Source organism: Buttiauxella noackiae (assembly GCF_000737905.1).
Lineage (GTDB): Bacteria > Pseudomonadota > Gammaproteobacteria > Enterobacterales > Enterobacteriaceae > Buttiauxella > Buttiauxella noackiae.
Window position 1 is genome coordinate 1,410,406 of the sequence record NZ_JPRU01000001.1, and the last position, 13,492, is coordinate 1,423,897.

A 13,492-nucleotide genomic window follows, 5' to 3' on the forward strand; every position below is an offset into this window, starting at 1 on the left:
CCTTTTAATAAAAATTGACAAAACTACGCCTTATTACGGATTAGCAATGCCAAAACTTCGTAATGTGCCGTATGCGGGAACATATCGAATAACTGCACGCGTTCGACCCGATATTCCGCCAATGAAGAAATATCCCGCGCCATGGTCTGCGCATTACAACTTGAATAGATAATGTATTTAGGGGCCATGTTATTAAGGAAATAACAGAGCGCCTGGCCAATACCGCGTCTTGGCGGGTTCACTAATACCAGGTCAGGGACATCCTGTTGCTCAGTCGCAAATTTTGTGGAATCAAGCGCCTGGAAGTGAATATCCGTTAACCCTATTTTTTCTGCGGACTGACGTGCGCAGGCAATGGCTTCAGGGGCAATCTCAATCCCGGTCAATTTCATATCGGGTGTCGCACAATGCAGGCCAAACCCGCCTACTCCACAGAACAAATCCCACATATGTTTGACGGGCAATTCATGGACCCACTCACGCGCAGTCGCATACAGCGAGGCGGCAACCGTTGGGTTTGTTTGGAAGAAACTTTGCGGGCGGATATACAACGGCACGCCGTTAAACTGTTCTTCCAGTGCCTGTTGTTCGGTCAGCGGGATTTCTTGCTCTCCTTCCATAATCGCCATATGCACTGGCTGAATATTGGCAGAAATCACCTTTAACTGTGGCAATTGTTGCACTAACCACGGCAATGCCGCACGAAGTTGTTCCAGTTTGACTTCAGAACGCAGAACAAAGCGCAGCATCATGCCACCATCTTTCTGGCTTTCAGTCAGCAACAGGTATTTCAACTCACCACGCTTACGGGAGACGCTATAAGGCGTCAAACCCGCACGAGCGATAAAAGGCTTCAGTACGGCAAAAACCTTCTGGAATGAGGCAGGATAAAGCGGGCACTCCGTTAAATCCTCAGGAGTACCGTCACGATGCAACATTCCCAATAACGGTTTTTCTACGCTGCCGCTGACCACCATTTTGGCTTTATTGCGGAATGCCTGTTCAGGACCACTCATCGGCTCACGCCAGTCATGCACCGCAATGCCCTCCAGCAGGTGCTGAAGTTCGTTCATTTTGGCGGTGAGCTGTTCGGAAATCGACTGTTCAATCCACTGACAAGAGCGGCAGCGATTAGCCTGATAGAGCGCGCAATGCATAATTAAGTCCTGAAAACCGGGGGCACAGATTGTAGCACTACGCGGTTATTGAAGTTTAAAAAAAAGCCGGCTCCGCGAGGGGATAAACAGCAGAAATAGCACTAACAAATCGGGAAGTTTTTGCGTCATCAACGAACGGAAAATTTCACGTTTTGATTCACCAGGGATACTGAATAGCTCAGGGTAACCCCAACCAAGCGACGCCGCCCACAGATAGGCAACTGCAATGACCTGCGTGGCAAGAAATACCCAGCGTCCCCAATTGCGCCCTTTCATAATGACAAACGCACAACGTAACTCAATACACAGCATCACCAGACTGCCGAGAAAAATTAGCGTCAGGTTCCACGTTTGCACACTACGATGAACAAAATCAATAACGCCCCGAACCCCGAGCATGTTGAAAAGCAACATAAGATCGAGCATCCGGGTTGAAAGAATAGCAATTGCCGCCACCAGCACTAAAGTGGGAGCGTTCAATTTGGCTTGTGTTTGACTTCGTTTACTGAAAATTTCCGCAAACCTCGTGTTCCATACGACACAGTGCCGCGTCTGACGCGGCACTGTGGGAATTATCGCTGCAGATTTTAAGTTGCAAGGGTGCTGGCTGCAACCCGTATTATCTAAGCGGTGTGCCTTGCCCGTTGGATATCGCGCAGACGCTGCTTTTCTGCCCTGGCCATAAACCACCAGGCGATTAAACCGATAACCCCGACAACGCCCAAAATTATAGACGCCAACGCGTTAATTTCAGGATTCACCCCCATTCTTACGCTTGAGAAGACCAGCATCGGCAATGTTGTCGCACCAGGCCCTGAGACAAAACTGGCAATCACCAAATCGTCGAGCGATAACGTAAAGGCTAACAGCCAGCCGGAGATAATCGCCGGAGCAATCATTGGTACGGTTATGACAAAGAAAACCTTCAGCGGCGTTGCCCCTAAATCCATCGCGGCTTCTTCAATGGAGTGATCCAGTTCTCTTAAACGCGAGCTGATCACCACCGAAACATACGCGGTACAAAACGTGACGTGCGCAAGCCAGATAGTCAACATGCCGCGATCGCTTGGCCAGCCAATGGCGTGCCCTAGCGCCACAAACAGCAATAGCAGCGAAAGCCCGGTGATCACATCCGGCATAACTAGCGGCGCGGTGAGCATAAAGGCGAACCCCGTCGAACCACGGAATTTACCAAAACGCACCATCACCACTGCCGCAATTGTTCCGAGAATCACTGCCGCCGTGGCCGCTGCCGCCGCTATGGTCAAGCTCAGCCCGACGGCGCTCATCATTGCTGAGTCCTGGAACAACTCAACATACCAACGCGTTGACCATCCTGCCCATACCGTCACCAGTTTTGAGCTGTTAAACGAGTAGATCACCAGCATTAACATAGGTGCATAGAGGAAAGTGAAACCAATCACCAAAATCAAAATGCGCCACGGTGAACGCACTACCGGTAAATTATTCATGCATGGTCCCCCGCCGTTCTATTCTGGTATTTGTGGAACCACATAATCGGCACAATCAGCAGAATCAGCATGGTTATCGCTACTGCGGACGCAACCGGCCAATCGCGGTTATTGAAGAATTCCTGCCACAATACGCGACCAATCATGATGCTATCTGGCCCTCCAAGCAGTTCAGGGATAACAAACTCACCTACCGCCGGGATAAAGACCAGCATCGAACCCGCAATAATGCCGCCTTTAGTCAGTGGCACGATGACGCTGAAGAACGTTTTCAGCGGGCGCGCACCTAAATCCAATGAGGCTTCCACCAAAGAATAATCGAGTCGTGTCAACGCGGTATAAATCGGCAACACCATAAATGGCAGATAGGCATAAACGATACCGATATAAACTGCCAGATTGGTATGCAGAATCACCAGCGGTTGATCGATAACGCCTAACCACATCAGTACATTGTTCAGGACTCCGTTATTTTTCAGGATCCCCATCCACGCGTAGACGCGGATCAAGAACGACGTCCATGAAGGTAAAATAACCAGTAACAACAGAATATTACGGGTTGATGGATTACTGTGGGCCACCGCCCATGCTAATGGATACCCCATTAACAAACAGCAAATAGTGGAAATACCCGCCACTTGCAGCGATTGCAAATAGGCTTCGGCATAAAGCGGATCGTCGGTTAACTGGAGATAGTTTGCCAGGTTAAGCACAAACGTTATCTGATCATCAGCCCAGGTTATCAGGTCAGTATAAGGCGGAATGGATCGTGCCATTTCTGCAAAACTTATCTTGAAAATAATCAAGAACGGCAGCATAAACAGCAATATAAGCCACACATAGGGCAAAGCGATCACTAGCTTGCGGCCATGGCGCATTTGCATTTTTGCCAGCCACAATTTAAAACCGCTTGCCGGTGGCTCGGCCGGGCGTTCAGTTATCGTGCTCATTTCGCCCCCTTAAACCGTGAGAACCACACAACTTTCGGCATCCCAACACAGACGAATTTCATCGCCCCATGTCGGCATCCCTTTCCGATTACGGTGCTCGTTTTGTAATTGCGCGCTGATCATCTGGCCGCTTTTCAGGCGCACATGATAAATCGACAGATCGCCAAGATAAGCAATGTGCACCACTTCTCCGACCGCGAAGTTATAACCATCGGCCGGCGGCTCGTCGCAAAGCATCACTTTTTCCGGACGCAAAGCCACATACACCGGAACACCGTCGACAACGGAAATATCAGGATCAACTTTTAGGGGGTGCACAAGACCTGGGCTATCAATCACCAGACCATCGTCCTGACGATCTTTTAGCAAACCTTCAAAGACGTTTACCGAGCCGATGAATTCAGCGCTGTAGCGCGTCGCCGGGTATTCATAAACTTCTTCTGGTTCGCCGATTTGTTCAAACTTGCCGCGATTCATAATCGCGATGCGCCCCGCCATGGTCATCGCCTCTTCCTGGTCGTGCGTTACCATGACGCAGGTCGCACCCACTCGCTCCAGGATGTCCACCACTTCGAGTTGCATACGGTCGCGCAGTTTTTTATCCAGCGCGCCCATCGGTTCATCAAGCAGCAATAATTTTGGCCGTTTCGCCAGACTACGCGCCAAAGCAACACGCTGGCGCTGCCCACCAGAAAGCTGGTGCGGTTTACGTTTCGCGTACTCCTGCATATGCACAAGCGTTAGCATTTCCTGCACACGCTGAACTATTTCATTTTTTGGCAATTTATCTTGCTTGAGTCCAAACGCGATGTTCTGTTCCACCGTCATATGCGGGAAAAGAGCATAGGACTGGAACATCATGTTGATTGGGCGCTGATATGGCGGTACATGCGACAAATCCACGCCATCGAGCACGATTTGGCCTGCGCTCGGCTGTTCAAAACCCGCCAGCATGCGCAGCAAAGTGGATTTACCACAGCCGGATGGCCCGAGCAGCGCAAAAATTTCGCCTTTATAAATCGTCAGATTAACATCATCAACGGCGTGCTGGCCGTCAAAGGACTTGGTGAGGTTGCGAACTTCAAGCAGCGGCGTGAGCGCTTTGCGAGTTTTCGCTTGCGGACGAGGGGTTGCGTCGTTCAATTATGTTGCTCTCCGGCAAAAACAAAATAGAGGTACGGCCCGGTTGCCGTACTAATGACGGACAGAAGATTTAAGGTTTCTGTCCGTGTTGGAGCGCATGCACTATTTCGGTGCGCCACTGTGTTGCAAATCTAATTAGATAACACTTATACCCAAAATAATTCGAGTTGCAGGAAGGCGACCAGGCCGTAAGTCCCCAGGAACATAGATAACTATGTGACTGGGGCGCACGGGTGCAGTCAACGCATCTGTAGCTTGAAGTATGACGGGTATTATTTCCCAGTTTTAACTTTAGTCCAGGCGCGGGTAATCACACGATCAACTTTTGGCGATTGCACACCCTGGGTGAACAATTTGGCACGCACATCCGCTGGCGGATAAATTCCCGGGTTATCACGAATTTCAGCATTCAACAGCGGAAGCGACTCTTTATTCGCATTTGCGTAATAAACGTGATTACTGATATTCGCCACCACGTCTGGTCGCATCAGATAGTTCAGGAACTGATACGCTTCGTCTTTATTTTTCGCATCAGCCGTCATCGCGAACATATCGAAGTAAACCATCGCGCCTTCTTTAGGAATGGTATAAGCAATATTCACGCCATTTTTTGCTTCTTTGGCACGGTTAGCCGCCTGGAGAATATCGCCTGACCAGCCAATCGCTACGCAGATGTCGCCGTTAGCCAGATCGTTGATATATTGGGATGAGTGAAAATATCGGATCGACGGGCGCAGTTTTAGCAGCAGATCGTTGGCCGTCTCGGTGTAATCTTTCGGATCCGTGCTGTTAGGATCTTTGCCCAGATAATGCAGCACGCTGGCATAAACCTCGCTTGGCGCATCAAGGAAGGACACACCGCAGCTTTTCAGCTTCTCAAGGTTTTCTGGTTTAAGAATCAGATCCCAGCTATTTACCGGCGCATCTTTGCCCAGTGCCGCTTTGACTTTATCGACGTTGTAGCCAATCCCCGTCGTCACCATCATGTAGGGAATGCCGTATTTATTGTCGTGGTCGTTATGCGCCACCAACTTGAGCATTTCCGGATCGAGGTTTTTATAATTCGGCAGTTTGCTCTTATCAAGAGGCTGGAAAATACCGGCCTGAGCCTGGCGCTCAAGGAATTGGGAAGATGGGACGACAAGATCATAGCCCGTGCTACCCGCCATCAATTTTCCTTCCAACACTTCGTTGGAGTCAAAAACGTCATAAACCACTTTAATGCCGGTTTCTTTAGTGAAGTTTTCCAGCGTGTCTGGCGCGATATAATCTGACCAGTTATAAACGTGCAGCGTCTTTTGTTCGGCGGCAAACGTCGTGGCAGAAACCGCCATCAACAAACCCGCCACCATACCCGACAACAGTTTTTTACGTTGGGCGAACATATTTCATTCCTTCTGAATAAAGGGTAAATCTCGCTTTCGCGAGCATAATTTACTCAATCAAACTTTTACGCATTTCATTCCCGCATTTGTTGCATGCAAGAATCATGCATCTCTATTCAAACTGCAGTAAAAAGGAAGGAATTTCCCCTGCAGGCGTTGCACGCTTTTATATCCAAAATAATTCGAGTTGCGGCCAGGCGACAAGGGAGCAAATCCCCAGGAGCTTACTTGAGTAAGTGACTGGGGTTTGTGAGTGCAGTCAACACCCTTGCGGCTCGAAGTATGAAGAATTAAGCGTCTTGCAAGAATAACTGTAGCCAGACTTAGCCACTATAGCCCAGGCAAAAAAGTGGGCTTTATCAATTTTTTAACAATTAAATAGCTATGCTGTGTCCCGGAACGGGCAATATTGGCGTGAATCATGCTGGATGGGGAGGATTGAGGCAGAATAAAAAATTGCGAAGCGCAGCGGTTTTGGTCGCCGCTGCGGTTAAGAATGAAACGATTAATGCAGAAAGTGGGTTTGAATAATGGTGCCTTCTTGCTCTTCTTCTCCTTCAGAGATGTAGAGCAACTGGTTTGCGCAGGCTTCCAGAATAACCATGGAGATCTGTTCTTCGCTTTGTTTAACAAAGGCGGCGAACTGTTCGCGGGTAATGCCTACCGATGCCTGGAGTGACTGGCAAACCACAAGCTTAGGTAAATTATCATCCTGAATATCCAAAAACGCTTTCACCGTCAGTGAACTGGCGTTAATCGACGAAAGATCGGATGCCAATGGCAGTAAAGCAGATGGCTTTACTTCGGCCAACGCTGAAAACAAGACGATATCGTCGACCAGATCGATTTTCGCATCATAGACACCATCAAAATTCTGCATATGCGGCAGATGGAGCGCCTGGCAAGTATCGCACTCGAAGATGGTCACACCGATTTCGTCCAGCCAGCGGCGTAAGATGTCCAGAGTAGGGACAACGAGTGAATCCATAAATGCCGTAGCCTCTTTAAGGGGGTAAATGAGTCGCGCCATAGCTTACGCAAAAATGACGCTTCATACTATTATTATGCGCCCATAAGCAATGATGCTAGCGGTTAGCCACCCGTTTTCAGGCAATAGCCCGGCTGCGCTTGCTGCTCAATCCATTGGATCATTAATGTCGCGATATCGACTCCACTTGTCTTTTCAATGCCTTCAAGACCGGGTGACGCATTAACTTCCATCACCAATGGCCCACGTTCAGCACGTAAAATATCCACTCCAGCCACGTCCAGACCCAGCGTCGCCGCTGCATGTAAGGCAATTTCCCGCTCACGTTCCGTAATTGAGACCTGATTCGCCACGCCACCACGGTGCAAGTTGGAGCGGAAATCTCCCGGTTTCGCCTGGCGTTCAATTGCGGCAACGACTTTATTCCCCACCACCAGGCAACGTATGTCCCTGCCCTGCGCCTCTTTTATATATTCTTGCACCAGAATATGAGCATTCAGGCCACGAAATGCATCTATTACACTTTCCGCCGCCTGGCGCGTTTCGGCTAACACCACGCCAATTCCCTGAGTGCCTTCCACCAGTTTCACCACTAGTGGTGCCCCTCCAACCATGTCAATTAAATCGCTGGTGTCATCTGGAGAGTGAGCAAAGCCTGTAACTGGCAGGTCAATGCCCTGACGCGCCATTAATTGCAACGATCGCAACTTGTCCCGCGCGCGTGTAATGGCAACAGATTCGTTGAGCGGGTAACTACCCAGCATCTCAAACTGGCGCAATACCGCCGTGCCGTAGAACGTTATCGCAGAGCCGATACGTGGAATAACCGCATCGTAATGAGGAAGCTGACGGCCTTTATAGTGCACTGATGGTGCAGAAGGATTGATGTTCATGTAACAAGAAAGGGGATCAATAATTTCGACTGCATGACCACGGCGAGACGCCGCTTCACGTAGGCGTTTACAAGAATAAAGCGTTCCATCCCGGGATAAAATGGCGATTTTCACCCTGCACCTCAGCGTTTCCAGTCCAATAATGACAGCGCAACTATCATATCACTGCCATCTGGTTTCAACGAACGGGCAATGTGTCTGGCGACTGCTTTAACACGTCGATTAAGTGACGCGTCGTAGATGCCAGATGATGCGGATCGTACACCACATAAAGATCTGCCGGGATCGCTTTTGTCAGCGGACGGAAGGTGACACCCGGCCAACTCATCTGCGCATAACTATCGGCCATGATAGTCAGCCCCATACCGATACTCACCAGCGCCAGTACGGTTTGCGGCTCAACCGCTTCTCTGACTATTCGCGGCGAAAATCCCGCTTCACGGCAAACGCCTTGCAAAAAGGTCCAGTCGGAATGCACGGCTGTCATGGTGACAAAGGCTTCGTGGCGCAACTGCTCAATATCAATAGCAGATTGTTTCGTCAGCGGATGTTTTTCTGGTAAAGCAACAAGGAACGTAGCCTCATGCAGCTTTTCACTTCGTAGACCCGGGGGAGGATTGGTTTCCATGCGCCAGATACCTGCGTCAATTTCGTGACGCTCAATTAAGGAGATCTGATCGCCCGGCGACTTCTCGCGAAACAGGATATCAATGGCAGGAAAATCAGCGATAAACTGTTGTAATCCAAGACGTAATCCACCCCAAATCGCTGTACCAACAATGCCCAGATGAATGCGCCCACCTTCACCACGGCCAATTTGTTCTACCCGGGCCAATGCAAGGTTTGCGCTGTCGAGCAATCGACGGGTCTCTTCAAGCAAGATTTCCCCTGCGTGAGTCAGGGCCACGCTGCGAGAATGGCGTATAAACAAAACGGTGCCGAGCTGTGATTCCAGCTCTTTGATATGAAAACTCAGCGGTGGCTGAGACATATTGAGCCGTGCAGCAGCTTTGCCAAAATGCAGCTCTTCCGCCACGGCCTGGAAATAACGCAGAAGTTTTAAATCGGTGCGGTAAGTTCGCTGTGAAATAGTCATGGGGCTCCCTTTGCTGGCAGCCCCATACGTTATCACTCCTGCTGCTCGCTGTAATCCAGCCGACTGTTAATGTGCGACCGGTGCCGAAGCCTTGAGTGTTGGGTTGTGGCGATACTGGAAACTAAAGTGAAAGATAACCGCCAGCACTAACGCATATCCGGCAAACACCAACCAAATTGTGGTCCAGTCTTTAACGCCATCAACGCTGAAGTAGTCCACGACATATCCGCTGAGAATTGCGCCGAGGTAGGCACCAATTCCGTTGACCATCGTCATAAACAACCCCTGAGCGCTGGCACGAATACGCGAATCCACTTCTTGTTCTACAAACACAGAACCAGAGATATTGAAGAAATCGAATGCACAGCCGTACACCACCATGGAAAGCAGCAGTAATACAAAACCAAACGCTGACGGGTCACCCCAGGCAAACAGTGCAAAACGCAGCACCCAGGCCACCATACTCATCAACATCACCTGCTTAATACCAAAGCGGCGCAGGAAGAACGGAATGGTGAGGATAAATGCCACTTCAGACATCTGAGAAACAGATAACAAAATCGATGGATACTGCACGACAAAGCTATTTGCAAACTCAGGTTGGCGGGCAAAATCATGCAAAAATGGGTTACCAAAGGTATTGGTTATCTGTAATACCGCACCTAACAACATGGCGAATAAGAAGAAAACAGCCATGCGCGGATTCTTGAACAACACAAAAGCATCAAGCCCCAGGCGGCTTACCCAAGTACGAGAGATACCACCTTTCACCACGGGAATGGTTGGCAAAGTTAGTGAGTAGATGGCCAGCGCTAATGACGCTCCAGCTGCGATATAAAGCTGAATATTGCTAAGTTCAAATCGCATCAGGCTCACTGTCCACATTGCCGCAATAAAACCAATAGTGCCGAAGACGCGGATCGGTGGGAAATGGCTGACAGTATCCAGCCCTGCTTTTTCGAGGCTGGCATAAGAAATAGTATTCGACAGTGCGATTGTTGGCATAAACGCCATCGCGTTGCCCAACATAACCCAGAACATCAATCCTGGCTGATTAATGCTGGCCGCCCAGGCCAGCATTAGCGCACACACCAGGTGGCACAGAGCATAGACACGATTCGCAGGCAGCCATTTATCGGCAATAATGCCGACAATCCCCGGCATTAATAGCGCAGCAATACCCTTGGTGCTATACACCATACCAACATCAGCCCCTCGGAATCCGAGGGTATTAATCATGTATGAACCCAGCGTGACCAGCCAGGCTCCCCAAATGAAGTACTGCAAAAACAACATGATTTTCAAGCGAGGTTTAATCGCCATAGTATTAATAGCCATGTGTTTTACCCGGTGTGTTGGAAGTGCCTTAGGCAAGCTTGCCCAGGAAACCGCAAATCAGATTGATAAAGTTCTGGCGCGATAGTGCCGCTGCAGCCAGTGTTTGCGCGTGGGAGAGCTGCACACTTCCAAGGCCTTCAGCAAGGTTAGTAATTGCCGAAACCGCGACAACTTTCAGGCCGCAATGGCGCGCACTGATCACCTCAGGCACCACTGACATACCCACCACATCACCACCGATAATTTGCATCATGCGAATTTCTGCTGCTGTTTCAAAGTTTGGACCAGGGTAAGAAACAAATACGCCCTCAGTCAGCGGGAAGCCCTGCTCTTTTGCCACGTTTTGCAAAACACCACGGTAATCCGCGTCATAAGCATTCGCCAGCGAGAAAAAGCGCTCACCAAAACGGTCATCGTTCGGGCCAACCATCGGCGTACCAGGCATGGTGTTGATATGGTCGTTCAGCGCCACCAGTTGACCAGGGCCGACTTCAGGGCGTAATGAACCAGCAGCATTAGTTGAGAAAAGAATTTCGCAACCAAGTAGTTTGAATGTACGAATCGCGTTAGTCATCACTGACATACCGCGCCCTTCGTAGAAGTGACCGCGACCCTTCATGCAAGCAACGGGGACGCCCGCAAGCGTTCCAACCACCAGCTCACCCGCATGGCCGTGTACCGTGCTTACCGGGAAACCTGGCAGTTCGTCATAGGGAAACACAACCGGTTGTTCGATTTTCTCAGCCAGCTCACCGAGCCCGGACCCCAGAATAAAAGCCACGCGTGGCACAAGCCCGTTAATACGTGAACGAATAATGTCTGCGGCGTAAAACGGGGAATTATCAAGTGTTGTCATCGGCATCGGGAGTTCCTTATCAGAAGGTCGAAATAACAGAGTTAAAATCCTGGAACTGTTATACCGACTGATAAGTACCTTCAACCAATACCGTTTAGGCGGGTGATTGATAGTGAAAATGTATTGATTGGCGGTGACGAGCATCACCGCAAGCGGTTCTATCTCACTGCCCAACCTTGCTTATGCAAATAATCGAGAATGAAAGGACGGTTTTCTTTAATGATGGTGCGACGAATATGGTCGCTCCATGTGTCGCGGCGCGTGTTGCTGCCACGCGAGAGATAATACTGCGCCATCTCCTCGTCGTACTGAGCCAGAACGTTTTCATCCACTGGTTGATAGCTGTTCTCATGCATCAGCATCGCGGCGGGCATACGCGGTTTGATACCGTGATCTTCATCAGGCCAGCCCAGACACAAACCAAACAACGGCAGAACGTGTTTTGGCAAAGCCAGTAATTCTGTTACCGCTTCAATACCGTTACGAATACCACCAATGTAAACACCGCCTAACCCCAATGATTCGGCCGCGGTAAACGCATTTTGCGCAAGCATTGCCGTATCCACAACGCCAAGCAACAACTGCTCTGCCAGGCCGAGTTGTGCTTCAGGGCAAATCTGCAAATGGCGGTTAAAATCAGCGCAAAATACCCAAAACTCGGCCGCTTGCGCCACATGTTGCTGACCACCCGTCAACGGAACCAGCTGCTCACGCAAAGCCTTATCGGTAATACGAATAATCGACGTGCATTGTAAAAAGCTAGAACTCGAGGCCGCCTGGGCGCTGGCAACAATTGCTGCACGCTGCTCGTCTGTAATCGGCTCGTCGGTGAAACGACGAATGGAACGGTGTGAACGCAGCAGATCAATGGTCGGCGTCATCGCGTTTATCCTTTGGCTTGTCTGAATGAGATTTATCGAGTGGGGCCTGGCCTTTGGTCAGCAGCGGCGCAACGTTTTGAGCCATCGCCCAAACCATAAATGCAGCCGCCGGGAGCATCAGCGCAATGCCTAAAAATACCATGATGATAGCTGCAGTGGCATTCCCAAAGGGTGCGGGTAAAGTCACGTAGCCGTTCAGGGAAAGATATGAGAGCAGTAAAAAAGCGATACCGATAACTTCGAGGATTAACACAGGTTTCGGTAACGCACCGAGTGAACGCATCCACTTGTCTCCAGAAGTAATTATCGGCTTAGTATATCCTGGTTATCGGCGGTTCTGTCCGCGTAATATAGGCCAGGAATATCAGACTAACAGGCAAGACCTTCTTTCCATTCTCAACAGTTAGCGGCATTATAGTTGCCATTCGCCGGCTCGTTCGGCCACAAAAAATAAAGGAGATTCCATGTTTGCAGTAATCTTTGGTCGCCCAGGCTGCCCATATTGTGTTCGTGCTAAAGAGTTGGCTGAGAAATTGACCGCTGAGCGTGATGACTTCAACTTCCGTTATGTTGATATTCATGCTGAAGGTATCAGCAAAGCCGATCTGGAAAAAACTGTTGGTAAACCAGTAGAAACCGTACCGCAGATTTTCCTCGACCAGAAACACATTGGCGGTTGCACTGATTTTGAAGCGTACGCTAAAGAACATCTGAGCTTATTCCAGAACGCGGAATAAACCTCAAACTAAAAAAACCGGCTCCGTTATTCAAACCGAGCCGGTTTTTTTATCGCCGCTGACGGCGGAGCACACTACGTACAAATAAGTAGCACAATGCTCCAAGAGCACACCAAAACACAGCACTAAACATCCACGCCATTTCTTGCCAGAACGTTCGCGTTGGCGACAACCAAAAATGAATGATTAACAGACAAAATGGTGAAGCCAGCACGGCGCCCATCAGCGGTTTGATCACTCGGCCATGGCGTGAAAACACGCTAGCGATGACACCCGGCAGGATAAAAAATAACAACCCCCACTCCGAATGCCTGTCACCCGGGTAGCTGCTGGCAGCACTTAGTTTCTGCGAGAGAAATACGCCAACAAACAACACGAAGCAGCAAATGACTCCAAACCAACGTTGTCCACGCATGAACACACATCCTCCTGACGATCGCTTGTATCAAACTTAAATTTTCAGTTCCGCACGCAGAACCTTGCCCCAGTCAGATAGAGTCTCAGCAATCCCTGCTAAAAAAATAGATAGTGTAATTAGCACAATATTCTTACTAGCCGTAAAACTTCATAAAGATTAAACTAACGGCTATTATCAG

At 49.6% G+C, this 13,492-nt stretch carries 15 protein-coding genes; 1 reads left to right on the forward strand and 14 read right to left on the reverse strand.

Going from position 1 to position 13,492, the window contains the following annotated elements; all coding sequences use genetic code 11:
* Positions 1–23: 23 nt before the first annotated feature.
* From rlmC to IX31_RS06530, 13 genes are all read right to left on the reverse strand, one after another.
* Entirely contained in the window at positions 24–1,157 is a 1,134-nt protein-coding gene (rlmC, locus tag IX31_RS06470) for a 23S rRNA (uracil(747)-C(5))-methyltransferase RlmC (protein WP_034456437.1), read from the reverse strand.
* A 45-nt stretch (positions 1,158–1,202) separates the two neighbouring features.
* Entirely contained in the window at positions 1,203–1,721 is a 519-nt protein-coding gene (locus tag IX31_RS06475) for a YbjO family protein (RefSeq protein WP_051880566.1), read from the reverse strand.
* 59 nt (positions 1,722–1,780) lie between these two features.
* On the reverse strand, positions 1,781–2,629 hold the full coding sequence (gene potI / locus IX31_RS06480; protein WP_034456439.1) for a putrescine ABC transporter permease PotI: 849 nt from the start codon (positions 2,627–2,629) through the stop codon (positions 1,781–1,783).
* On the reverse strand, positions 2,626–3,579 hold the full coding sequence (gene potH / locus IX31_RS06485; RefSeq protein WP_034456441.1) for a putrescine ABC transporter permease PotH: 954 nt from the start codon (positions 3,577–3,579) through the stop codon (positions 2,626–2,628). Before potH ends, potI begins: the two co-directional genes overlap by 4 nt.
* 9 nt (positions 3,580–3,588) lie before the next feature.
* On the reverse strand, positions 3,589–4,722 hold the full coding sequence (gene potG, locus IX31_RS06490; protein ID WP_034456443.1) for a putrescine ABC transporter ATP-binding subunit PotG: 1,134 nt from the start codon (positions 4,720–4,722) through the stop codon (positions 3,589–3,591).
* A 272-nt stretch (positions 4,723–4,994) separates the two neighbouring features.
* Entirely contained in the window at positions 4,995–6,107 is a 1,113-nt protein-coding gene (gene potF, locus IX31_RS06495; protein WP_034456445.1) for a spermidine/putrescine ABC transporter substrate-binding protein PotF, read from the reverse strand.
* Between the two features lie 505 nt (positions 6,108–6,612).
* Positions 6,613–7,095 carry a YbjN domain-containing protein gene (locus IX31_RS06500; protein ID WP_034456447.1) on the reverse strand — a complete coding sequence of 161 codons (483 nt, stop codon included), beginning with the start codon at positions 7,093–7,095 and terminating at the stop codon, positions 6,613–6,615.
* A gap of 104 nt (positions 7,096–7,199) precedes the next feature.
* Positions 7,200–8,102, reverse strand: coding sequence for a 30S ribosomal protein S6--L-glutamate ligase (gene rimK / locus IX31_RS06505; protein WP_034456449.1), 903 nt, complete (start codon positions 8,100–8,102; stop codon positions 7,200–7,202).
* Between the two features lie 64 nt (positions 8,103–8,166).
* Positions 8,167–9,084, reverse strand: a complete 918-nt coding sequence (locus tag IX31_RS06510) for a LysR family transcriptional regulator (protein ID WP_034456451.1) — start codon at positions 9,082–9,084, stop codon at positions 8,167–8,169.
* Between the two features lie 66 nt (positions 9,085–9,150).
* Complete coding sequence (locus IX31_RS06515; protein ID WP_034457211.1) at positions 9,151–10,407, reverse strand: nucleoside permease; 1,257 nt, start codon at positions 10,405–10,407, stop codon at positions 9,151–9,153.
* A gap of 43 nt (positions 10,408–10,450) precedes the next feature.
* Positions 10,451–11,284 carry a xanthosine phosphorylase gene (gene xapA, locus IX31_RS06520; protein WP_034456453.1) on the reverse strand — a complete coding sequence of 278 codons (834 nt, stop codon included), beginning with the start codon at positions 11,282–11,284 and terminating at the stop codon, positions 10,451–10,453.
* A 152-nt stretch (positions 11,285–11,436) separates the two neighbouring features.
* Positions 11,437–12,159 (reverse strand): oxygen-insensitive NADPH nitroreductase, encoded by a 723-nt coding sequence (nfsA, locus tag IX31_RS06525; protein WP_034456455.1) that lies wholly within the window; start codon positions 12,157–12,159, stop codon positions 11,437–11,439.
* Positions 12,143–12,442 (reverse strand): YbjC family protein, encoded by a 300-nt coding sequence (locus tag IX31_RS06530; protein WP_034456457.1) that lies wholly within the window; start codon positions 12,440–12,442, stop codon positions 12,143–12,145. The genes nfsA and IX31_RS06530 overlap by 17 nt, the downstream gene beginning before the upstream one ends.
* Positions 12,443–12,623: 181 nt before the next feature.
* On the opposite strand from IX31_RS06530, the gene IX31_RS06535 reads away from it, so the two are divergent.
* The gene (locus tag IX31_RS06535; protein ID WP_034456459.1) at positions 12,624–12,896 is read left to right on the forward strand and encodes a GrxA family glutaredoxin; all 273 of its coding nucleotides are present in this window, start codon (positions 12,624–12,626) and stop codon (positions 12,894–12,896) included.
* Between the two features lie 49 nt (positions 12,897–12,945).
* Here the strand turns inward: IX31_RS06535 and IX31_RS06540 are convergent, their stop codons facing one another.
* Positions 12,946–13,311 carry an inner membrane protein YbjM gene (locus IX31_RS06540; protein WP_034456461.1) on the reverse strand — a complete coding sequence of 122 codons (366 nt, stop codon included), beginning with the start codon at positions 13,309–13,311 and terminating at the stop codon, positions 12,946–12,948.
* Positions 13,312–13,492: the final 181 nt, after the last annotated feature.

Coding starts and splice junctions, on each gene's coding strand:
- IX31_RS06510 (WP_034456451.1), bottom strand. CDS start 9,084: ATGACTATTTCACAGCGAACTTACCGCACCGATTTAAAACTTCTGCGT.
- potI (WP_034456439.1), bottom strand. CDS start 2,629: ATGAATAATTTACCGGTAGTGCGTTCACCGTGGCGCATTTTGATTTTG.
- IX31_RS06530 (WP_034456457.1), bottom strand. CDS start 12,442: ATGCGTTCACTCGGTGCGTTACCGAAACCTGTGTTAATCCTCGAAGTT.
- potF (WP_034456445.1), bottom strand. CDS start 6,107: ATGTTCGCCCAACGTAAAAAACTGTTGTCGGGTATGGTGGCGGGTTTG.
- potH (WP_034456441.1), bottom strand. CDS start 3,579: ATGAGCACGATAACTGAACGCCCGGCCGAGCCACCGGCAAGCGGTTTT.
- IX31_RS06515 (WP_034457211.1), bottom strand. CDS start 10,407: ATGGCGATTAAACCTCGCTTGAAAATCATGTTGTTTTTGCAGTACTTC.
- IX31_RS06535 (WP_034456459.1), top strand. CDS start 12,624: ATGTTTGCAGTAATCTTTGGTCGCCCAGGCTGCCCATATTGTGTTCGT.
- IX31_RS06540 (WP_034456461.1), bottom strand. CDS start 13,311: ATGCGTGGACAACGTTGGTTTGGAGTCATTTGCTGCTTCGTGTTGTTT.
- xapA (WP_034456453.1), bottom strand. CDS start 11,284: ATGCCGATGACAACACTTGATAATTCCCCGTTTTACGCCGCAGACATT.
- rlmC (WP_034456437.1), bottom strand. CDS start 1,157: ATGCATTGCGCGCTCTATCAGGCTAATCGCTGCCGCTCTTGTCAGTGG.
- IX31_RS06500 (WP_034456447.1), bottom strand. CDS start 7,095: ATGGATTCACTCGTTGTCCCTACTCTGGACATCTTACGCCGCTGGCTG.
- nfsA (WP_034456455.1), bottom strand. CDS start 12,159: ATGACGCCGACCATTGATCTGCTGCGTTCACACCGTTCCATTCGTCGT.